Below are 22,913 nucleotides of genomic sequence, written 5' to 3'. Positions count from 1 at the left end.
ATCCAGGGATACTGCGCGGTACTGAAGAATGGGATAACACCTATAAAATCAGAACCGTCGTTGAAAGAGATATCAATCACATGAAAGAGAATCTCTGTCTTGCAGGGCGTCGCACACAAAATGAAAAAACATTGCATGCTGATCTAATTCTTGCAGGTATCACTCAGCTCATCACCGTCGTTCTAGCTGACAAAATCAAACATCATGAGTATATCCGCAGTGTAAAACCGCTAATCGCGTAGGACTTACCAACTTCATTAAGCCATATGCTTATTAAAGTGCGCCTAAAACTGTCGGCTTACATTTTATTTCAGAGGATTCATGCCCTGCATGAATTTTCCTTGTTTAAATTCAAGATTGCGAACGAGCAAAGCGAGTTTCGCAATTACCTAAATTATATCACTATCATTTATTTAATTATGAACTAAATATAAAGCTTTTATAATGTTATGGATAAAACATCACATAATTCTAAAAAATCTGAAAAAAACTTTCCAAATTACTCTTCGTCATTCTCTGCAGCCATATCTGCATAAGAAATGATGCGATAGTTGAGTGTGGCTCTGGGTCCTGCCAGAACCTTAAGTCTGTCCTGAAGACGTCTGTGTACCAGCATGCACTCCTCAACGCCGGTTCCTGTAAGAAGCACAAGATACTGCGTTCTGGAATATCTGCAGAAAGCATCACCATGTCTCAAAGTCTCGTTAATAGCCACTCTGAGGGACTCCATACGTCTCTCGGCCTTTTCCTCCTGTCTGATCTCCTTGCCCTCATAATCGGCGATTGTGAGAAGAAGAAGGAAAACAGTAAGACCGTGTCTCTCCATATTCCTGCTGAGAATCTGATAAGAAGCTCTCATCTCAGGATACAGGCACTCGTAAGGGCCACCCTCTTCCTCAAGCACAAGACCGCTCTTAAGCCCATTCTCACTGGAATCCTGGCTAGTTGCATGATCTTCGGAGAAAGCGGCATCCTGAAGCTCCTGATAGCAGCGCTGCATGTTATCTGTAGGCGCTATTCCAAGCTCCTCAGCATAATATCTGATCATCTCCTCATAGAGAGAATATGCCCTCTTATAATCCTTCATAAGCCTGTAGGCATCGATCTCACCAACCTGCCACTCGCAGTCGGGATCGATTGCTGACGCATTATGAAAAATCTTAGCCATAGCTTCGTAGTTCCCGGTAGCTCTGTAATAGCCCGCAAGGAAATCTACGCACTCCTCATAGAGAGTCCTTAAATCCTCACTCTTTTTGGATATCCAGTAAAGCTCGTTAAGCTCGGGCAAAAAGTTACCCTTATAAATATCGAAGGCCTTCTGGTAGCTCTTCGCCTTATCCTCGTCCTTTTCGGAATTTCTGGCATTGTTTATAAAAGCTGTAAACTCAACGTTATCAGCTGTAGCCTCAACGCTTGGATCAGCCTTATAAAGACCGTCTGAGAATACAAACACATTACCGCCCGGAATTCCGGCCTTCTCAGCAACCTTCCTGAACTGATAAATCAGGTTGTTCATACTGTTGTTGAGGTTACTCTTCACATTAAGATCTTCCGAGTAGATATCATCCTGAAGATCTTCCTTCTTAACCCCTTCGCTTCCGGCAGAAAAAACTCTTGCCACAAGCTGAATATACTTAGATGCGCGGTTTCTGCCGAGAGTAATCTCCTTACCATTACACTCAATACCAAACACACCTAATGTTTTGATGTATAACTTTGTTTTTTTCATAACTTTTTTCGCTTCTCTCCATACCCATTAAAATATGTTCTATTGTATCATAAAATCACAAATTATTGCGAAAATATTACCACACAAAACTCAGAATATGATTGGTTATCACAAAACCTCACTTATTCTGTCTTCCATTCGCTTCATCTCCTGGAATTCTCCCATATCAAGGAAAGACATCTCGCTTATAGGATACATGCCCACTCTGCCGCCGCTTTTCATAAGGTCATCGGCCAGATCCGTCATGTGGTACATAACATCCGGAGGTATCATATTAAAGCATGCAGGATTCACGACATACATACCCGTATTGACAAAATAGGAAAGATGCGGCTTCTCCCTGATAGCCGTCACGAGACCTTCCTTCTCAGCATCCAGAACCCCATATGGAATAGGAAAGTTTTTAAGTGAAGAGACAATCGTTATTCCATTCTCGGATGCAATGTGGTGCCTTATTATACTGTCATAATCGGCATCGATAAGTATATCGCAGTTCGTCACAATCACAGGTCTTTCGAATTTTTCCTGAATAAGTCTGATGCTGCCGGCGGTGCCAAGCGGCTTATCCTCTTCCACATACACAATCTCATAAGGGACCTTCTGCTCTGCGAAATAGGACTTTATCATCTCCTTTTTATAATTCACCGTCAGATAGAACTTTCTCGCCCCATATTCGTGGAACCTGTTCATGATTCTCTCAAGAATAGGAATATCGCCCACAGGGATCAGCGGCTTGGGTAAAATCTTGGTGTATGGATAAAGCCTTGTGCCTTTACCACCCGCCATGATAATTATCGGTGTGTCGGAGAGCGCAAGATCTGCCGCCTCAATGTAATCAGCCTTACTCTTATCCCGGAAAATAATATTAACAATTTTATTTTCCTTATCAAGGATCGGAATAGACGTAATATGTGCGCTGTTCATCAGGAAGTTGCACTTGTCCGCCTCATTTTCATACAGAAATCTCGGCGTTTTAAACGCTGCCATCATGACATTGTCATTAACATCTCCCGACTTCAGTATCCATCTTCTGATATCGCCGTCAGAGATACTCGCCACAAGAACACCGTCATCTTCCACTATGTACAGAATACTTCTGGTATTAACATCAATTTTCTGCATAGCCTGAAGTATGGTTATATCCTTTGTTGAGATGAACTTTTCAAGAGTAATGCTGTTTTCTTCCGACATACGTACCCCCTCATGGCTGTTGTCAGTCCGTTTATAAACCTCTATTCATCAGCAATTCCGCATATAAAAAATCTTCTTCATTATCTATATCAACACTGGAACGTTTAGACATCACATAAGCATAGCTTCCGTCTCTGTAGAAAAAATTGTCCTCGGCAAACGCTCCTATAACCGCAATATAAATCGAGCCATTTAAGCGGTATGACTTCTTAGCCTTCTGCCTCTGATTAGCTCCGGCTCTCTCTATAAAGCCATCCATACTCAAATCCTCCGGCAGTGTCCCGCACCATGAAAGCGGATGCTCCGTCTCACACACTGAGACAACAAACTTAGCCTTTTTTTCCGTGAAAAGATCGTATGCTCCTCGTATATCCTCAGAAGTCCTAAGAGGAGATGTGGGTTGAAGGAGACAGAAAGTATCAAAGCTTTTGCCCATCTCCTTATACTTCTCAATCACTTCCGTAACCGCATCCCAGGAACTGGCCGAATCGGACGCCGTCCTCTCACTTCTTAAAAACGGAACCTCTGCGCCAAGCCCTCTTGCGATCTCTGCATACTTCTCGGAATCTGTCGATACCATAACAGCATCAAATACTCCCGAACCCAGAGCAGCATCAATCGTATAGCCCATAAGAGGCTTTCCGTTCATCGGCTTTATATTCTTATCCACAAGCCCCTTCGAGCCACTCCTCGCGGGGATTATAGCGAGATTCTTCATAGTGTATGCCTCATCCGCTTCATATTCATGTTTCAAACTCAACATCATAAAAGCTTTTCTTCAAATCCAGTCTGTCTTCCAAGATAAACTTCTCGATAATCTCTGCCATCATTTTCGATGTACCTTCTTTTTCGTATGGATTACCGGTATATTTTATCGACTCTCTGAAAGAAGCATCCAACGCCTTATCGATTGCCGCCACAATACTCTTTTGGTCCGTACCACAGTAAATAACCGACTCTGCCGCCACTCTTCCCTTCTGCCTGTCACCGATATTTATCGTAGGCACATGGAAAGACGGAACTTCAATTATTCCGCTTGATGAATTACCGATTACAAAAAGCGCACCTTTAACCGCACTTAAATATCTGCGCATTCCCAGCGAATCTACAAGATAGAAGTTATCATGCTCAGCAGCATATTTCGCAAGGATCTCGTTTACCTTCCTGCCTCCGGCATCTGCTCCCGCTTTTGTAAAAAGATAAGTGATATCCGGATACTGCTCAAGAGCTGCAAGTAACTCCTTTGTCTGCTGGTCCGCACTATCATCTTCAAGAGTCACCGGATGGAAAGTTCCGACAGCATATCTATCACCAAGTATTACTGCTCCCTTTTGCGACCTTTCAGCCACATTCAATCTGGCACTATTAATACTCTTCTCAAGCTCATCTCGCGGCATGATATCCACTTTGCATGCATTCTCAACACCAAGAGCGCCGACATTGAATACTCTCGAAGGATTCTCTCCCAGCTGAATAACTCTTTTTCTGTACGCCTCAGTTGATGTGAAATGCAACTGGCTCATCTTCGTAATACTGTGTCTCACCGCCTCATCCACAGCACCCTGCGTGGTTTCGCCGCCGTGAATATGAATAATCGGAATCCTCGCATTCATAGCAGCACTGCAAACAGACAGCATCTCATATCTGTCTCCTAGAACCACTATCGCATCAGATCTTTTTCTATCAAAATACTCTCCAAAGAGCGTTACCGACTGCCCCATTATCCTTGAAATATCTGCAGGACTGTCGCCTTTTACCCCACTAAAAATATCAATTTTTTCATCTATCTCAAAACCAAGTTCAGAGGAATCCTTCTCGATTTCCTTGACTGTCTCGCCGAATTCCTTAAGCAGATGTGCGCCGGTAGCCACAACCTTAGGGCACACCTTTCCATCATCAAGAAGCCTTTTTATCAAAGGACGAAGAAGACCGTATTCAGCTCTTGTGGAGGTAATGATTGTTATGGTTTTCATAGTTCGATTAGCTCATCCTCTTTAAAATCCCGCTTCGCCTTTTGCCCTATCACTTCATCCCACCTCATGGGTGAGATGCCGCTACCGGGCCTCTTGGTGGTAAGATTATCTTCTGAAAAAATATCACCGGCCTTTATTTCTTTTGCGGCAATTATGCTCTTTCTTGCCACTAATCTATTCTTAAGCTCCGCCTCGGTTGGCTGCTTATTTCCATCGCCAAGAGCCATCTCTATATTCCTGACAGAAAGGACCATCTGCCTTAGTTCATCAGGTTCAAGCGATGCCTTATGATCCGGACCTTCCATACTCCTGTCCAGTGTAAAGTGCTTCTCCAGAACCGTTGCGCCAAGTGCTGCTGCCGCTATCGGAACCTCTATTCCCTGTGTATGATCCGAATATCCGACATCACATCCAAACTTCTCCTTTAGCGCAAGCATCGCTTTCAGATTCACATCCTTCATCGGTGTTGGGTAATTTGTTGTACAGTGAAGTATGGTCAGTTTCCCTGTCCCGTTTTCCTCAAGCGCCTTCACTGCATCCGCAACCTCATCCATGGTGCACATTCCGGTCGAGAGAATCATATCCTTGTTAGTCTTAGCTATCTCTACAAGGTATGGATAATTGGTTATCTCTCCGGATGGAATCTTCCATATATCAAGGATCGGATCAAGAAACCTTATACTCTCTATATCGAATGGCGTAGACAGGAACTTTATTCCTACCTCCTTGCAGTAGTTCGCAAGTGTAATAAAGTCATCGAAAGGAAGAAGGAGTTTTGAAAGCATATCCTTCTGAGATTCTTCCTTACCGATATTATTCTTTTGATACTCGGCCATGGGCGCACTTTTGGACACCAGGCTTGATAGCTTCGCCGTTTGGAATTTAACTATATCCGCGCCGCATTCCTTAGCGGTATCCACAAGCTTTTTTGCCAGTTCCAAAGAACCGTTATGATTTACACCCGCCTCAGCAATGATTAATACTTTATCCGCCAATGCTTATCCCTCATAAGATATGATTACAGACTAGTTCCATCTTCTAAGTATTCTGGCCGGAGCTCCAACCGCCGTGCAGGATGCTCCGATATTTTTTATAACCACTGATCCTGCACCGATAATCGCATCATTTCCAACTTCCACACATTGCAGAATCGTTGCACCTGCTCCGATCAGTGAATTAGCACCAACTTTGCTCTCGCCGCACACCTTGGTTCCAACCGCCACATGCGCAAAATCACCGATTTTGCAATCATGTTCCACTATAGCCCCCGTGTTAATTATTGCGTTATCCCCAACGGAGGCTCCTGCGTTTATCACAGCAGTTTTCCCAACAAATATCCCGCTTCCAAGCTTTGCATCAGCAGCTACCACCGCGGAGGGATCAATTATATTTGGAAAAGAAAAGCCCATATCCTTCGCCATGAAAAACAATTTACTTCTAAGGCCGCTCGGTTTAACAAATCCCACAGTTATAAATGCATTCTTAACGCCTCCAGCCAAAAGTTCGGGCAGCTTATCGTCTCCGCCCACAACCTCACAGCCAAGAATCGTATCCCCGGGCTTTAGATTGACATCCGTTACATAAATTTTCTCGAACTTCCTGGACCTGAGCGCCGCATCGATCACCGACTTGCAATGCCCGCCGCCACCGATCATAACTATGCTTTCCATGTGGATTCCTCCGAGAGACTGGTGCTAACAAATCAATATATTCCTAAGATATATTATACTCGATATTTCGTATAACGTGAACATCCGACCTTTCTTAATCAGCGTCACATTTCAGATAAATATTCCTCAACATTCCTATATTCTCTGCCATCTGAAAGTACCTCTGTCTCTCCGGAATATAGAACACATCTCTTTTTAATCATTCCATATATCGTCCTAACGTGATCCAGTTTCTTCTCATCCATAAGAGGCTTCCACTGATTATCTGCACGTTCACTGCTATGTTTTATTTCATACAATTCACAGCTGTCGGTTTCCTGATCATAAATGACCATATCAATCTCGCCGACATCAAATTGGAGCTTAAAAACCCGCTTATTCTTCCCCAGAGCCTTCTGTGTCTCTAAGAGGACAATATCCTCAAGCATTATCCCCCGTACATCTTCAAGGATTTTACTTGAAATAAGCAGTTTTTCGCGTTCACTAAGCGCTTTGAATTCCTCATTTCTCATAATTAAATACACAAGAGCCTGTGCCTGGCAGTACCTCATTCCAGGCTGAGTAAAAATTGTACGCCAAAGGTCACCTGTACCAGCAGCATTGGATTCAATTTTTATATATTCGATTAAATCCAAAGCTTTCAAATACTCTTTGATCTCAGTTAATACCGCTTCAGAAATGATCTCTGAGAGTTCCTCATTTTCCTTTATATCAAGAATCCCTTTCAACTTCTTTATGACATCAGATGTATCTATCTCATTAAGCGCATCCGTTCTTTTCTCAGGTTCTCTTGCACTTCTAAGCATCTGTGCAGATGACCTAAGGTCCCTTGAAACAAACTCCTTCAGAATGACTTCCTTGGTAAAATCATGATTCATATCCTGAATAATACGATTGATGACATTAGTGAGTTCATGGGCATCATATAACCTTTTCAGATTCCTGAAATGAGTCCCCTCTTCATAACATGCCAGCGAATGCTGGATATTTTTACATATCGCCGTATCAATATAACGTCTGGTGCTCTCATCATCTCTGAAAGATGCCTCCTCAAAATCCTCATCATCTCCAAACCTAAGTTCACCCGCTTTTAATGTTCCGCCATATCGAATATAGTCATCTATACTAGTTATCCCTAATAGCCTGGCATGCTCTCTGTATGGAATATATGTTGTGTGTACCATAACAGCACGATCGTATAACTCTTCATTGGAAGCAAAATAAAATCCCAAAGAATCCGTTCCGGACAATATAATCTTTAGTCCCTGCGCAGCATAGACATCCGAAAAGAGCGACGCAGAATCAATGAAGTCACTTATCAGAGTAACTTCATCAATAAACAAATATTTAAATCCGCCCTTTACTGCCAGCTTCATAGCTTTATTCATTTCAACCATCGTATCTGCTGTCGTCGCCTTAATATATAACGACTTAGTGAAATCAGCATCCTTCATGCCTAGAATGAGCTGCCTTAAAAGAGTCGTCTTACCTGTACGACGAAGGCCATAAATCAGGCAGACTTTATCAGACTGCTTTCCATAGATATACTTTTCCAATATCCCATAGCAGTCTCTTTTCTTAAGCCCTTTAGCAGCATCTGCCATATTTCTTAGCGAGCTTCCATACATGGCATTCACTTCAAAATCAAAGTCATTAGAAAATTCAGTCTTTCCATAGGCCACACCAGCTTCCATCAGATAGCGTCCCTCATGCCTTTTTTCAGTTTTCCCAAGACTCCTAAGATTCTTTTGAAGTTCTTTCCTAAGTTCTACCTGCTTCCGAAGAATTGCAGCGTCCTCTTCGCTCACGCTGTCATAATGCATCTTTCCATTATCATCCTTCCATTGATGATAATTATATATTTTTTCGTTGATCTTCTTCTGCGTAACATAGCCTCTTGGAAGTTCACTAATCTTCTTATTTAGTTCAAAACTGTCATTATAACTACTCATAATCATTAACCTCTAAAATAATTTTAACCCCAATTAACCCTAGTGTCTATGGGTTAATCGGGGTTAAAGCCAATGTAATACACCATGTTTTCATGCGCATTACATCGAGTTTTTTATTTTACTCTCGACAAATAATATACTATAATAATACTGAATGCAGCATATTATTTTACGCGCGTCAAATATAATAGTTTAAGAGGTACTATATGCCCACAATAATTAAAGAAAAACAAAACCTAACCTACCTGAAATGGTCTCATATAAGGCACTCCGGCGGTACTGCAGGCACTTTTCTAAAATCCTCTTCCACCCTCGGAAAAAAGAAGGAATATTATAAACTCTCACTATTTGATTCGGAGAAAGGCATAATCGGACACGAGTGCATTAACGAAATTATCGCTGACAGACTACTGACAATTCTTGGCATAGAGCACCTTAGCTACACCCTTATAAACGCGGACATAGCTATCGACGGCAGAATTTATAGCACCTATCTATGTGCTTCCGAAGACTTCAAGAAACGAGGCGAAAGCAAAATTGCACTGGACGATTATTATAGAACAGGCGCCAATCCCGGAGAATCCAAATACGATTTTTGCGTAAGGCAGGGCTTTAAAGAATACATAGACAGAATGATAGCCTTCGACTATATAATCCTCAATAGGGATCGCCACGGAGCCAACATTGAAGTTCTGAGAAACTCGAGACAGCACACGCTGAGAATAGCCCCCTTATTCGATCACGGATCATCTCTTTTATGCTCATGCCTTACACCAGAAACTGCTTCTGCCTTTGATGTTATGGCGGATAAACCATGTAACAATTACATCGGCACACGTTCATGTTTGGAGAATCTGGAAATTATAAAAGGGCAGAAGAATCTCTTTCCAAATCAACTCAAAGAGACCGATAAGTGTTTTCTGCTGGATGGATTGGATGACATACTACCCGCTATTTTCATAAACAAAATCTGGGATATGATCTATGAGAGGTACTTATTTTATGAAAATCTATGAGATTTTTGATAAGGAAAATGACATATCGATAGGCATTCTTTTATATTATGAAAAAGAAAAATCCTTCATAATAGAACTACAAGAATACCTTGACGAGTGGAGTGCCCCGCTCCTGCTGACAAACTATGTTAAAAGGGGAATATTGACCATCCCCCGCGACGTAAGCTTATTATGGGTCAAAGAGCGCATTATCCCGAACAGTCGTCAGAACATAGGCGACATCCTAACCACGCACGGCCTCAGGGAATATGATGAAATAAAATTCCTTGAACTATCTCATGGCCGATGCTCTCAAGACAGTCTGTATATAAAAAGGATTGAGAAATTGCCTGAATATGTATTAGAAAGGCAGAAAAAGAATCTTACTAACTGCACGATTCTGGACGGTACCTTTTTGCTTTGTTTTTTTGCAGATGATACCATTAGAAAAATTGATCTGCGAACCCTCAGTTATCTTCCTGATGTTGATGCCGTTATTAGAAACAGAACTCTTTTTTCCTCCTGTCAAATCGGCACAGGTGGATATTTCATTACGTTCAACGATTCTATAGACATTCCTGCATCTGAACTGTATGAAGCAGGCACTTTTATACCACTAAGACCGCATGACTTTTTCCTGTTTGCCAAAAATAATCTCGCAGACACCACCGAATGCTGCGAGATATTGGAATGCTCCAGACAGAATCTGTCCTATATGGTAAAACGCGGACAGCTTACACCCGTGAAGGAGAACGTGAAGGGGAATCTTTTTTCAAAAGGAGATGTCGTGAGGAATATGTGGTAAAAAATGATAAAGCATTAAAAAATTGTGATAACTATCCCATCCATTCCCTGATCTGGTCATCCGTAAACTCGCGCATATCCTCGCCCGAATTCCAAGCCTTGTACCAGCTGACAGTCCTGTCTATCGCCTCAGAAATGTGCCACTTTGGTTTCCAGTCAAAAGTCCTCTTTAATTTTGAAGAATCAAGCTGCAGAAAGCCTGCCTCGTGAGGCGCATCCGTCTCTGATAAATCCTTCCAGGACGCACCTTCTCCCCAGCACTTCACAAATCTGTCTGCAAGTTCCCCCGTAGTCACGCAGGACTCCGGATCAGGTCCAACATTATATGAACCGGACAGCTCATGATTCTCAGTCTGCCTCATAGCTATGAGCAGATATGCAAAAACCGGCTCAAGTACATGCTGATACGGCCTTACAGAAACCGGATTCCTTACAGCGATACTCTCGCCCTTTATTGTCGCTCTCACACAATCCGGAATTATCCTATCCGCAGCAAAATCCCCGCCGCCTATGACATTTCCTGCGCGGGCAGTGGATATCTGTATATTCTTATTATCTTTGAAAAATGATTTCTCGTAGGAATGAGTCACTAATTCCGAGCAACTCTTAGAATTCGAGTAAGGATCGTAGCCGTCCAGCTTTTCATCCTCACAAAAAGCATGATCCGGTCGTTCCGAATTCTCATATACCTTGTCAGTGGTGACATTTAAGAAACTCACCTTTTCAGAAAACAACCTCACGCACTCCAGAATATTCACCGTTCCCATCACATTGGTCGAATAGGTATTAACGGGATCTTTATATGATTCGCGCACAATAGGCTGCGCCGCCATATGAATGACAACCTCAGGAGTAACGCTCTCATAATATTTCTTCAGCTTATCAAGATTGCGAATGTCCCCAATCTCACTTTTTACATCCTGATAAGTACCCAGAATCTCATAAAGCTTCGAATCACCAGAAGGTTCGAGGGCATAGCCGTACACATCCGCTCCGAGATGGCAAAGCACAGCGCACATCCAGCTTCCCTTAAAACCTGTATGGCCGGTAACGAGCACACGTTTCCCGGAATAGAACTCCTTTATAGCTTTAAGATTTTCAGCATTCATAGGCACGTCCTAACATCTTCAACTCATAAAACAGCCTGAAGTATCACCTTCGCCATATAAGTCAGCTTCTCATCCGTCATTCCTGGATATAGCCCAACCCAGAAACTATCCTGCATAATTCTGTCTGTATTTGTAAGAGAACCGGCAACTCTATAGCCATCCCCAGTTGTTCTCATTTCATCAAAACACGGATGTTTAGTGAGATTTCCCGCAAAGAGCATCCTCGTCTGAACGCCGCGCTCCTCAACAAATTGCACAACCTTATTCCTGTCCACGCCCTCTTTGCAGGTCATAAGATAGCCGAACCAGCTGGGATCTGAATTCTTTGTAGCAATCGGAAGAATCAGCTTTTCCTCAGCTCCGCCCTCGACAAGAAGCTTAGTCAGATACTCGAAATTATGCTTCCTCTTCTCCACAAATCCCGGGAACTTTTCAAGCTGCGCACAGCCGATGGCCGCCTGAAGATCCGTGGCCTTTAAGTTATATCCGAAATGCGAATAGACATACTTGTGGTCGTAACCCTTCGGAAGCTCCCCGTATTGCCCGTCAAACCTGTGTCCGCACATATTATCCTTGCCGGAAGGACATACACAATCGCGGCCCCAATCTCTCATGGATCTCACGATTTTATGAAGGAGCGGATTGTCAGTATAGACTGCTCCGCCCTCGCCCATTGTCATATGATGAGGCGGATAAAAACTCGAGGTTCCAAGGTCTCCGATTGTGCCTGTAAAACGCATCCTGCCTTCAATGGAATACCTGCTGCCCAGCGCATCGCAGTTATCCTCCACAAGCCACAGATTATTCTTTTCGCAAAAGCTCTTAACCGCGCTAAGATCAAACGGATTGCCCAAGGTATGCGCAATCATTACGGCCTTCGTCTTTTCAGACAAAGCCTCATCAAGCCTTGAAACATCGATATTATATTCAGGAATATTTACATCCACAAAAACAGGAACAGCGCCATATTGAATTATAGGCGCTACAGTTGTGGGGAACCCCGCCGCAACAGTAATGACTTCATTCCCCCTGCGCACCCTTCGTTCTCCCAGAAGCGGAGACGTCAGCGCCATAAAGGCTGCAAGATTTGCGGAAGATCCGGAATTCACAAGAGAACAGAACTTCACGCCAAGGTACTCAGAGAGCTTCTTCTCAAACTCGTCCGTATATCTTCCGGAAGTAAGCCAGAATTCCAATGCAGAATCCACAAGGTTAACCATCTCATTTTCATCATAAACCCTGGATGCATACGGAATCCTGTCTCCCTCATGAAATTCATCGGATTTAGTATGATATTTTTTTGCATATTCAGATACCATATCAAGTATCTGCTTTTTCATCATTCCCTGATCAGACATCATCTCTCCCACCGGAACTTAAATCGCCATGAGTATCTTCCCACTTCATCCAGGGCGCTTCACCTCTTGCAACCATGCCTTCGAGAACATCGTGCTCCCGTTTTGTGTCCATGCATTGCCAGAAACCCTTGTGGTTATAGGACATCAGCTCGCCTATTCCGGCAAGTTTTTCAAGTACATCCTTTTCAAATACAGTATTGTCACCATCGATGAATCTGAAAACTTCGGGCTGAAGCACCATATAACCAGCATTAATTGGCTTGGCATCATCTACTCTCTTCTCTCTAAACGCGCGTACAGAATTGTTCTCCGCTATATCAAGAATCCCCTTTTCCTGATCCAACATTACAGAAGTAAGCGTAGCTATCTTGCCATGTCCTTTATGAAACTCCATCAGGTTCTCAATATTTACATCGCAAACGCCATCACCATAGGTCATCATGAACGGCTCATCACCAATATATTTCTGAATTCTCTTAAGTCGTCCACCCGTCATCGTGTTAAGGCCGGTATCAACTACCGTTACCCTCCAGGGCTCTGTATGTATGTCATGGAAGTCAATGCTGTAGGTCTCTGCCAGATCAAATGTAACATCTGAAGTATAAAGAAAATAATCCCCAAACCACTTCTTGATGATATGCTGCTTATAGCCGGCACAGATCACAAACTCGTTGTATCCATAATAAGAGTAAAACTTCATAATGTGCCATATGATCGGCATACCCCCAACCTCGATCATCGGTTTTGGCTTATAGCTGGATTCCTCGGAAAACCTTGTTCCATGTCCACCGGCAAGTAATACTACCTTCATTTCATTGCCCTCATCAACAAATTAGAAAACAAGCTAATATATATTCTATTATAATCGAAATATCGATAGAAAATAATAAAAAAACAATAAAGAAATAAGCATAAAAGTAGCACCCTCCTTGCGGAGAGTGCCACTGTAAATCCTTTTGTATGATTATCCGGCTTCGTATTAGCCCTGAAGGAGTGACATAACACCCTGTGTACTCTGGTTTGCCTGTGCCAGCATGGACTGTCCTGCCTGTGCGAGGATGTTGTTCTTGCTGTAGGTAACCATCTCGTCTGCCATATTTGTATCGCGAAGTCTGGATTCTGCTGCTGTTGTATTCTCTACTACGTTATCCAGGTTCTTGATTGTATGCTCTAATCTATTCTGGATAGCACCAAGTTCTGATCTCTGTTCTGATACAATCTTGAGTGCGTCTTCAATAGCGTCGATTGCGTATGTTGCTGCTATGCCAAGACTGTCTGTTACTGTAAGATTCTGAATACCGAGATTAGCGGCGTTCATAACCTGTACATCCATCAGGATTTTGTTTGTCATATCTGCATCAGATCCTACATGTAGCTGAAGACCAAGATCCTTCGCAACTCTTGCAGTTCCCTTTGTAATACTGAAGGTATACTGTTTTTCATCATTTGAAGCTCCAGCTACCTGTGCTCCCTGAGGGTTCCTACACGCTGCACTAACCATATTAACTTTATTACTATCAACTCCTATCAGATTTGCCTGCTTAAGAGCCTCATTTATTTTCTGTATAGCTACAGATACCGTTATATTCTTATCAAGATTTGCATCTACTGCAACTCTGGTACTACCGCTGGTAGGAGTTCTAACCTGGGCTCCGTCGACTACCATAGCCTGTATCTGTTCAAGAGAATATTCCTGATCACCAACCTTAAATACCTTAGTTGTTCCATCATATGTGCTTGTCGCTTTTTTATATGTTGTTCCATTTATAGTTACAGATGAACCAGTATTAAGTGCAGTAGAAATCGCGCCTTGTATCTTACCGATTGTATCTGAACTCTTGTCATACATGTGGTAATTTTTGCCTGCAATCTTAATGTCATCGCTTGACTTAAGGTATGTAGTGAATGTTCCATATGTGCCAAGGTCAGCAACTGTACCATTAAGACCTGCGTCATGAGTATTCATGTACTTGTTATAGTTTCCGGTGCCTCCCTTAAGCAGGTAGGTCTCGTTAAACTTTGTTGTCTCTGCAACTCTGTCGATTTCTGTAGTAAGCTGAGTAATCTCATTTTGAATCGCATCACGATCAACTTTACTGTTTGTTCCGTTAGCTGCCTGTACTGCAAGCTCGTTCATTCTCTGAAGCATATCGTGTACTTCTGTGAGTGCACCTTCTGCTGTCTGTACTGCGCTTACACCATCATCAGCGTTTGTTGATGCTCTGTCCAAGCCTCTCATCTGCTTACGCATTTTCTCACTTATGGAGAGTCCTGCTGCATCGTCTGCTGCTCTATTGATCTTATAACCTGAGGAAAGTTTTTCAGAAGATTTAGCCTGCTGGCCTGTTGTAATGCCAAGCATTCTGTTAGAATTCATCGCCGTCAAATTATGCTGGATAACCATATTATACCTCCATGTGGGTGCAGTCTCTCCCTCTGATCCGTAGAGTCCGAGCCTGCTGCTTGATACTTTAATTCAAAATAATAGTTACTTATTAAGTTGAGTGCGCTCCCACATCGATCATCCTTGACGATGTTTGTATTTGTTTTTACACTCTATATATCGTTCCGATTTTCATTTACTTAACCCCTTTTTTGAATTTTTTTGCTTTTTTATTTCATTCTGTACCAAAATAACATACAAAAAAAGCGAAGAAACGCTGATTTTAAGCGCATCTTCGCTTTTGAATTATTTTTCTAAAAATATGCACTTTTTATATAAAATCATTAAAAATCATCATAGAATCTCAGAATAAATATTATCAAGCTCATCCTCATCAATGAACGGATACGGATTTTCCAAGGCCGCTGATACCCTCTTTCCGTTTTCATCAAGACTGGATATACATTTAGGAATCTCATCGAACAAAATAGATCCGATAAACTCGCATATAACAGGCCCATCCTCATTCATGACACTATCCAAAACTGTTTCTATTTCTGAATTACTGCGTATTAGATAGTAATGAATCCCATACGCGTCCGCAATCCTTGATAAATCAGGCATGGATACACCGCTTTCCTCGTCGCAACCTACGTGGAATCCGTCGAAGTTTCTGTCCTGCATGGTTGAGATTGCCGCATATCCTTCATTATGGAAGATAAACATCTTCGCATTTATTTTGTGATGAACTATGGTCTGGAATTCCTGGAGATTTAGTTGCAAGCTTCCATCTCCTTCTACCATTATTACCCTGTTACAATTCGATGCAAAGTATGCACCAACAGCAGACGGCAACGCAAATCCCATTGATCCAAAACCCATTGACGAAATTGTTCGCTGATTCTTCTTATGATTAAAAGCCATATGACCTGCGGTATTACACCTGCTCGTCGATGAAACAACGATGGTATCCTTCTCAGTACACCTATCAGATAAAGAAAGTGTCAGCTTGTATAGATCTACCCCACTATTTTCCTTCGGCTGTTTCTCATTCTGAAGAGGAAATCTTTCCTTTATATTACTACAAAAAGAAATCCACCTCTTGTAATCAGGAATATCCAAATCTGAAATATGCTTCTCCAATGCCTTCAAAAACTGCTCTGTACTTGAAACCAGCATATTCTTATCCGGCATATCAAGCTTTCTCATCTCATTTTCATCAATATCAATGATGTACTTCTTGGCCCTAAAAGCAAAATGTTTCTCACTGAAGGCTGTGATCATATTATCCAGCCTTGTCCCAAGAATAATCACTAAATCTGCACCCTGCGTAATTATATTCGAATACCTTCTGGCCTGAAGTCCGGGGCTTCCAAAAAATAATGGATCAGAATTACCCATCACATCAAGAGCTCTCCAGGTTGTAACCACCGGAATTCTCAATTTTTCATTGATTTTCAGGAAAAGCTCTCTTGATTCTTTTGAAGTGCACCCATGCCCAAGTATAAAAAGGGGCCTTTTTGCCTCTTTAAGATCCTGCATTACTTCTTTTACAAAGTCATCTACCTCTGTGTCGCTTACCATACTGCTCTCTGTTTGCGGTAATTCAAACCCTCGTATACACTCCGGTTCAATATCAGCATTCTGAATATCAAGAGGAATATCGAGCCATACCGGACCCTTCCTTCCGGAAGTAGCCAGATATAGAGCTTTTTCAATCTCATACCTTATATCATTCTTATCCATGACAGTAACAGCATACTTTGTTACAGGCTTAGCCATGGATACAATATCATTTTCCTGAGCACCAAATTGACGAACGCCTCGAAGAGATGCAAAATCAGCGGTTTTAACCTGTCCTGACAAAAAGAGCACCGGCGTAGAATCAACAAAAGCCGCCCCTGCAGCAGTAAGCGCGTTAGTTCCTCCTGGACCTGTAGTAACAAGGCACACCCCAAGACTATCATCATACATCCCATAGCCCACAGCAGCTATAGCCGCAGCCTGCTCATGATGACAACACACATGCTTAATCTTGCTTCTTCCAAGAGCATCCACCAGGTACATGATGCCACCACCACTAAGCATGAAGATGTGCTTCACTTCTCTCTTTTCAAGTTCCTGCATTACATAATCTGCAACTCGCATTGCTCATCCCCCATTATAAAAAAATACTAATCACTATTTTTCGCGCTTTATAACAGAACTTAATTCCGTAAGCTTGACTTTTATCTTTATATTATTGTCATCAGCAAATTTCTTAATCCACTTATTATCTTCCTTTCTATAAGGATCCATCCAAAATCTTCTGATGAACTTCTTAATTTGAGATCCAAATGACCAATTCATTTCCGAACAACTATCTATATCATCAAAATCATCTATAGTTTGCTCCGCAGTAGCCTCACCTGATAAGTATCTCAAAATTAAAACATCTGCATCAGAGCATCTATATCTTCATCTTATTGAAATCTTTCTGTTATTCTGTCTTCAACATCATCAATATTCAACCTATAATAGGACAGTGTTTTCTCCAATGTACTTTTAGGAATCGCATTATGATTGTAGTTGTATATGGCATAATCTATAAATTCATGCGGCATTACGATTTCATTAGTGGCTACATTGAGCTTATAATTTCCTCCGACACTCTTTAACAGATTTCCAACTCTCATTTCATTTCGTGTATTATCCAGACATATCTTTTGATCAATGTCGATTATTCCCAAACTCTCTAACCGATTGAGCGTCATTTCAAAGCTTACATTAAACTCCGACATTATTCTGGCAATATCCATAGCTGTCAACTCTTGACCATTCATATTTGTTTCAAGATCAATGTATTTTTTTATTTTATCCTCCGGCATTAAAAGACACGCTGCAAAATAATTCGCTTCCTGTTCTCTGTCATCTTCACTACTACTAAAAATAGTTGAACTATCATCTACAAATTTTTTATCTGAATTGAAATGAAGTACAACATGCCCTATCTCATGTGCCAAGGTAAAGATTTCCCTGGATAATCTGCTACTACTATTTGTAAATATAACAACATCATCCTCCTTACTCATAGCAAATCCCAGACTGGAATTCTCTCCTATCGGATATCTTATCAATTTGTAACCAAACTCATCACATTCCTTGAACAAATCAATGATGCCATACCTACTAATCCTGCATCTTTCTCTCACAGCATCAGCATGTATTCTTATATTTTTTTTACATGTATCATTCATCACACTCTATCTCCATCTTTAATCTGCAGCCTCTTATACATATGCTTATTTGCATAGAATAAATCCAGCATCTCAAATATGGATTCAGCTTTAGAATTATTATCTCCTGTTCTATATGAAACCGGCTCTTCTTCATCTAAGACCTTTGTAATATCAATCACTGATATTTCCAAAAGTTCTGCTATCTTTGCAAGTATATCCAATGTAATACCACTATCACCGCTCTCTATTCTGGCATACTTTTGCCTGCTCATAGAAAGCACAGAAGCCATATACTCTTGAGTATATTTCTTAGCACTTCGTAGTTCTTTTATTCGCAATCCTAGCTTTTTATACATAACACAACCTCCATTGGTGATTACATTCTAACATTGCAAATTAACATGTCAATACAAAATGTTAGGATTTTATAACATTTTAATATTTAATGTTACAAAAACCTAACATTTGATAATTCAACATTTTTATTTTATATAAGTCTAATAGTTACGCACTAGAAAATTATCATTTATAGAAATCTTTATTCTCTACATTTCCAACGTATTCTTCCTGCGACTCAAGGCACCAGTCCCTGATAGCAGTAATGCCATCCTCAAAAGAATACTCTTCAGTAAAACCTGTTGCCGTTTCAAGTTTTGAAATATCTGCCCTCATTTCAGGCATTACTCCTGAAGCACTAACTCGTTCTCCAAGCACAACCTCCACATTCGGATTCACTACCTCATGCATTATCTTTATATATTCCTTTAATGGTTGCTGTGTCTTACTGGCAACATTGTAAACTTCTCCGTCTTCAGCGCTATCAGCCAGAAGATACAATGCCTTTGCTGCATCAAAAGAATAGAGATAATTCCAAATCTGCTCTCCGCTGGTATACTGTGGTCTCTCTCCCTTTAGTAGTTTTAAAATGCCTGTGTTTATCAAACTATTCGTTCCATCATATGGACCATATATACTAAACAACCTTGCACAAATATGCTTTATTCCATATCCTTTGCACATTATCCTGGTCATGTTTTCCGCACAAAGCTTGGCATTACCGTATCCATTTTTAGGAGTAGGCTGCATATCCTCACTGATATCGCAGTTTGAAATCCCATACTCAGCCTGAGATCCTGTCATAATAAAAACCGGACATTCTATTTCATGGCAGAGCCTCGCTGCATCAACTGTGTAAACAATATTTCTGGACTGCAGCTCCATATTGTCCCTGCTGCCCTGCTTATCAGCAATAGTGGATCCTTCCCATGCGATATGAAACATAGCATCAATCTTTCCAAACTGCTTAATCTCATCCGCGAGAGCCCCTATTTCCATAAGGTTCTTATGTACTATATGGAGGTTATCAGCTACCGGTAGATACTTTTCACGGAAGGATCCCGGTCTGACTATAGCTATTACTTCCAGTCCTCTATTCAAAAGATATCTTACAACGGCAGTCCCCGTCACACCGGTTCCACCTGTTACCAGCACTCTCTTCATAAAGGCTTCCTCTCAACGTTTTTAAAACCTTCTGCCACTTTTGCAATGGTGATTGCCTCAACTCCCGGATACTCTCTTTCTATAATTCTCATAATCTCATCAGAATATCCCCCAGCCATAACAATAACAACATCGATTTCTCCCTTTTTCAACACATCGGAAGAAACCACCGGTAAATGAGTTGCAGGTGTATACTTTCCTTGCTTAAACGGAGCTGAGTCAATCACGCACTCCAAATATTCCGACATTCCAAGCAGTGAAAAATTCGCGAGAGCCTGATGACCTGCCCCCCATGCTGCAACCTTTTTTCCTTCAGCTCTCCAGCTTTTAAGAAGGCCACTGATCTTGTCATTCATCTCATTTTCTTTGGAAATAAGCGCCAAAACATCTATATCAGAACGCTTCCTGACCTTTGCTGACAATATATACCCATACCATATACTCTCACAGGTAAGCACCTCAAAACCATTAAGCCTCAATATGTTTTCCAAAGTATCCTTTGTAAAATATGAAACATGATCCTGTATGAATTCCGAGTACAAGGACTCTTCCAAAATCATATCAAAATTAGGAACTTCAACGATGCCGACAGCACCATCTCTTAGATTATTTGCTATTCCACGGATAAAACCACCCGGCTCCGGAATATGCTCAAGGAAATTCATAATGTAAAAGCCATCGTATGGAGCCCCCTTAATCCGATAGTCTTCATTTTCAATAAAACCCTTTATTACATTATGTCCTGCTTTTTTTGCTTCAAGAATATTTTCATCTGAATGTTCAAGTCCAAAGGCGATACACCCTGCAGTCTCCATAGCAGTCATGTACTCACCCTTTCCACATCCTATCTCAATCACTTTCTTACTTTCAAGGTTATTCTCCGCCATCCATTCAGAATACTGTTTTCGCCTAAATTCCATCATTTCATCCGAAAAGCCAGATGCCCTGATGACATCACGAAAATATGGCACAGGCTCACCTATTGCCTGTACCAGTCCACAATATGGGCATTGTTTCAAAACAATATCCAGACCTTTTTCATTCTCCAGCTCTTCTTCTGTAGGAAAAAACTGTGCACTCTTTGGCATATTTCTATATAACAGCAGATTCTTTTCAGGTAGTTCTTTTCCACAACAACGGCATCTATCCAAGTTTTCCCCCTACTATATTATTGCATTATCTTATTAAGCCTTAACTGACTTCATTTTCTCTATCAATTCATTGATTCGTCTGTTACTCAACAAGTGCTCCAATATCAATTATTCTCTCAACCATCGGATATTGATATTTTATTTGAAGCTCTATTTCTGCATAGTGCGTGGGAATACATACAACAACAGTAGTAATGTTCTCCTTTTCTATGATTTTTGGCGATTCAATTTGTTTTCCAGAAACAATAAGCTTTTGCTTCATATATGAAGAATCAACAAAAACAGCTGAATCTGATTCCAAATTTTTAATTACACCAATAAGATTGTATGTTTGATAATTAACTCCCCAAAATGCAATCTTGCCATATTTCTCATATAATCCAGCAACGTTCTGATTCATTTTCTCATACAAGGAAACCGGCACAAGAAAACTATGCTTTTTTCCACAATGAGGACAAGACAAAGGTGCATGCATAAATAGCTTTATTTTTTCATAACGGTTAGGTTTTCCACATCTACTACACTTTGCTGTAAAATCCACCCTTGAATATAACTTATCTAAAACCACATCCTTTGCGTCGCTAAATGAATCCGTATTCTCAACAGGCCATCTCATTACTTTTTCAGTAATATCCGCAAATTGAGAATCACTCATCTGTGTGACATTAATCTGCGGACACCCGTCTTTCAAATACTGTACCGGATCTGTAATAATCCCTCTCCTTATAGCACTAGAATATAGCTTAGAACCAGGGAATACAGTTATAGTTCCTAATGTAACCCTGTACTGAATATGATTTTTCCACCAATTAAGTGTATTCATTGCCGTTTCATAGGTTTCTGATTCTTCACCAAAAATAAAAGATCCCTCGGAAGAAATCTGGGCCTTATAAACAGCACTAAGCGTCGCTTCAATTTGCTCTACAGTTATGTGCTTTCCCATACTTTTAAGTACGGTATTGTCTGCGCTCTCCAAACCAAGAGCAAAATTGTCGCATCCTGCATCCTTCATTATTTCTATAAGCTTGGGGTCAACGCTATCTACTCGCAGTTGTGCCCACCAATGAATGTTATATTTCTTAATTCTTTTGCAAAATTCAATGACTCTATCATTATTAAATGTAAACAACTCATCTTCTATAAACAGGTATTCAATTCCATATTTTTTATAATTATAATCAAACTCCTCAAAAAAGCCGTCTAAGCTACGCTGTCTATACTTTCTGCCAACCGTATGAAAGCAAAACGAACAAGAAAATGGACAAGATCTGCTAGCTAGCATAGCGATTGAGCGCACTGAATTAACTCCGGCAACTGCAGCATTACTTTCAAGGGTCTTTTCAAATTCAAACCCATCATAGTCTGGCCACGGTATGTCATCAATATCGTCTATTTCTGGTCTTGGAGGTGTAATAATAAATTCATCGTTCTCTTTAAAAACAATACCAGGAATAGTTGACAATGGAATATTGTCTCGAACTGCTTTTGCAACCTCTACGTCTGTAATCTCTCCTTCACCAATTACCCCCACATCAACATTTTCCAATGCCTTCATAGCAGAAATTGGATCAGCAGTAATTATTCCTCCTCCGCATAATATAAACATATCCTTCTTGATACTTCTTGCTGCATCTACTACAACCTTGATTGGGTAATATTGACCTGATGTCCCACCCACGAACACAGCATCGATCCCATTTTTTTCTACTTGTTCTTGTATTACTTCCTCTACACTTGCTTCGATATGATTAAGATTAGCACATATACAGTTCAACCCCGCTTGCTTAATAGCAGCGCTTACGTAGGGTATCCCCAGCGGAAAGTTATACCCCTCACCTATTCGATTAACAAGTCTTGGCATAACAAGAAGAATATTCATT

The 22,913-nt window shown here is 41.1% G+C and carries 20 protein-coding genes and 1 pseudogene; 3 read left to right on the top strand and 18 right to left on the bottom strand.

Annotated elements, in window-relative coordinates:
* Nucleotides 1-147: pseudogene (locus tag BMW61_RS22610) on the top strand (ISNCY family transposase); the annotation flags it as partial.
* A 352-nt stretch (nucleotides 148-499) separates the two neighbouring features.
* Here the strand turns inward: BMW61_RS22610 and BMW61_RS17310 are convergent.
* From BMW61_RS17310 to BMW61_RS17280, 7 genes are all read right to left on the bottom strand, one after another.
* Nucleotides 500-1,729 (bottom strand): bacterial transcriptional activator domain-containing protein, encoded by a 1,230-nt coding sequence (locus BMW61_RS17310; RefSeq protein ID WP_091824510.1) that lies wholly within the window; start codon nucleotides 1,727-1,729, stop codon nucleotides 500-502.
* Between the two features lie 108 nt (nucleotides 1,730-1,837).
* Nucleotides 1,838-2,920, bottom strand: a complete 1,083-nt coding sequence (locus tag BMW61_RS17305; RefSeq protein WP_091824507.1) for a nucleotidyltransferase family protein — start codon at nucleotides 2,918-2,920, stop codon at nucleotides 1,838-1,840.
* Between the two features lie 31 nt (nucleotides 2,921-2,951).
* On the bottom strand, nucleotides 2,952-3,638 hold the full coding sequence (locus BMW61_RS17300) for an acylneuraminate cytidylyltransferase family protein (protein ID WP_091824519.1): 687 nt from the start codon (nucleotides 3,636-3,638) through the stop codon (nucleotides 2,952-2,954).
* A gap of 25 nt (nucleotides 3,639-3,663) precedes the next feature.
* The gene (neuC, locus tag BMW61_RS17295) at nucleotides 3,664-4,893 is read right to left on the bottom strand and encodes a UDP-N-acetylglucosamine 2-epimerase (RefSeq protein ID WP_091824504.1); all 1,230 of its coding nucleotides are present in this window, start codon (nucleotides 4,891-4,893) and stop codon (nucleotides 3,664-3,666) included.
* Complete coding sequence (gene neuB / locus BMW61_RS17290; protein WP_091824501.1) at nucleotides 4,890-5,888, bottom strand: N-acetylneuraminate synthase; 999 nt, start codon at nucleotides 5,886-5,888, stop codon at nucleotides 4,890-4,892. Before neuB ends, neuC begins: the two co-directional genes overlap by 4 nt.
* Before the next feature lie 30 nt (nucleotides 5,889-5,918).
* Nucleotides 5,919-6,563, bottom strand: a complete 645-nt coding sequence (locus BMW61_RS17285) for an acetyltransferase (RefSeq protein ID WP_091824498.1) — start codon at nucleotides 6,561-6,563, stop codon at nucleotides 5,919-5,921.
* Between the two features lie 104 nt (nucleotides 6,564-6,667).
* Nucleotides 6,668-8,515, bottom strand: coding sequence for an AAA family ATPase (locus tag BMW61_RS17280; protein ID WP_091824494.1), 1,848 nt, complete (start codon nucleotides 8,513-8,515; stop codon nucleotides 6,668-6,670).
* 206 nt (nucleotides 8,516-8,721) lie between these two features.
* On the opposite strand from BMW61_RS17280, the gene BMW61_RS17275 reads away from it, so the two are divergent.
* Both BMW61_RS17275 and BMW61_RS22300 read left to right on the top strand, forming a co-directional pair.
* Nucleotides 8,722-9,531, top strand: a complete 810-nt coding sequence (locus BMW61_RS17275) for a HipA domain-containing protein (RefSeq protein ID WP_091824491.1) — start codon at nucleotides 8,722-8,724, stop codon at nucleotides 9,529-9,531.
* The gene (locus BMW61_RS22300) at nucleotides 9,518-10,315 is read left to right on the top strand and encodes a hypothetical protein (RefSeq protein ID WP_207650197.1); all 798 of its coding nucleotides are present in this window, start codon (nucleotides 9,518-9,520) and stop codon (nucleotides 10,313-10,315) included. The genes BMW61_RS17275 and BMW61_RS22300 overlap by 14 nt, the downstream gene beginning before the upstream one ends.
* A gap of 31 nt (nucleotides 10,316-10,346) precedes the next feature.
* Here the strand turns inward: BMW61_RS22300 and rfbG are convergent, their stop codons facing one another.
* From rfbG to BMW61_RS17215, 11 genes are all read right to left on the bottom strand, one after another.
* The gene (rfbG, locus tag BMW61_RS17265; RefSeq protein ID WP_091824488.1) at nucleotides 10,347-11,423 is read right to left on the bottom strand and encodes a CDP-glucose 4,6-dehydratase; all 1,077 of its coding nucleotides are present in this window, start codon (nucleotides 11,421-11,423) and stop codon (nucleotides 10,347-10,349) included.
* A 23-nt stretch (nucleotides 11,424-11,446) separates the two neighbouring features.
* Complete coding sequence (gene rfbH / locus BMW61_RS17260) at nucleotides 11,447-12,781, bottom strand: lipopolysaccharide biosynthesis protein RfbH (RefSeq protein ID WP_442857298.1); 1,335 nt, start codon at nucleotides 12,779-12,781, stop codon at nucleotides 11,447-11,449.
* Nucleotides 12,774-13,592 (bottom strand): glucose-1-phosphate cytidylyltransferase, encoded by an 819-nt coding sequence (gene rfbF / locus BMW61_RS17255; RefSeq protein ID WP_091824483.1) that lies wholly within the window; start codon nucleotides 13,590-13,592, stop codon nucleotides 12,774-12,776. Before rfbF ends, rfbH begins: the two co-directional genes overlap by 8 nt.
* Before the next feature lie 168 nt (nucleotides 13,593-13,760).
* Nucleotides 13,761-15,185 (bottom strand): flagellin N-terminal helical domain-containing protein, encoded by a 1,425-nt coding sequence (locus BMW61_RS17250; protein WP_091824480.1) that lies wholly within the window; start codon nucleotides 15,183-15,185, stop codon nucleotides 13,761-13,763.
* A 333-nt stretch (nucleotides 15,186-15,518) separates the two neighbouring features.
* Nucleotides 15,519-17,312, bottom strand: coding sequence for a thiamine pyrophosphate-binding protein (locus BMW61_RS17245; RefSeq protein WP_091824477.1), 1,794 nt, complete (start codon nucleotides 17,310-17,312; stop codon nucleotides 15,519-15,521).
* 33 nt (nucleotides 17,313-17,345) lie between these two features.
* Complete coding sequence (locus BMW61_RS17240) at nucleotides 17,346-17,588, bottom strand: hypothetical protein (protein ID WP_091824474.1); 243 nt, start codon at nucleotides 17,586-17,588, stop codon at nucleotides 17,346-17,348.
* Nucleotides 17,589-17,626: 38 nt separating this feature from the next.
* The gene (locus BMW61_RS17235) at nucleotides 17,627-18,400 is read right to left on the bottom strand and encodes an ImmA/IrrE family metallo-endopeptidase (RefSeq protein ID WP_091824471.1); all 774 of its coding nucleotides are present in this window, start codon (nucleotides 18,398-18,400) and stop codon (nucleotides 17,627-17,629) included.
* On the bottom strand, nucleotides 18,400-18,738 hold the full coding sequence (locus BMW61_RS17230) for a helix-turn-helix transcriptional regulator (RefSeq protein WP_091824469.1): 339 nt from the start codon (nucleotides 18,736-18,738) through the stop codon (nucleotides 18,400-18,402). The genes BMW61_RS17235 and BMW61_RS17230 overlap by 1 nt, the downstream gene beginning before the upstream one ends.
* Nucleotides 18,739-18,904: 166 nt before the next feature.
* Nucleotides 18,905-19,882 (bottom strand): NAD-dependent epimerase/dehydratase family protein, encoded by a 978-nt coding sequence (locus BMW61_RS17225; RefSeq protein WP_091824466.1) that lies wholly within the window; start codon nucleotides 19,880-19,882, stop codon nucleotides 18,905-18,907.
* Nucleotides 19,879-21,033 (bottom strand): class I SAM-dependent methyltransferase, encoded by a 1,155-nt coding sequence (locus BMW61_RS17220; RefSeq protein WP_091824463.1) that lies wholly within the window; start codon nucleotides 21,031-21,033, stop codon nucleotides 19,879-19,881. Before BMW61_RS17220 ends, BMW61_RS17225 begins: the two co-directional genes overlap by 4 nt.
* Nucleotides 21,034-21,115: 82 nt before the next feature.
* Nucleotides 21,116-22,912, bottom strand: a complete 1,797-nt coding sequence (locus tag BMW61_RS17215; RefSeq protein ID WP_091824461.1) for a B12-binding domain-containing radical SAM protein — start codon at nucleotides 22,910-22,912, stop codon at nucleotides 21,116-21,118.
* Nucleotide 22,913: the final 1 nt, after the last annotated feature.

It is taken from the genome of Butyrivibrio sp. ob235 (genome assembly GCF_900109475.1).
In the GTDB taxonomy this organism is placed as follows: Bacteria; Bacillota; Clostridia; order Lachnospirales; family Lachnospiraceae; genus Butyrivibrio.
The sequence above is the reverse complement of the archived record's forward strand: the minus strand, read 5'-3'. Positions and strand labels throughout refer to the sequence as shown.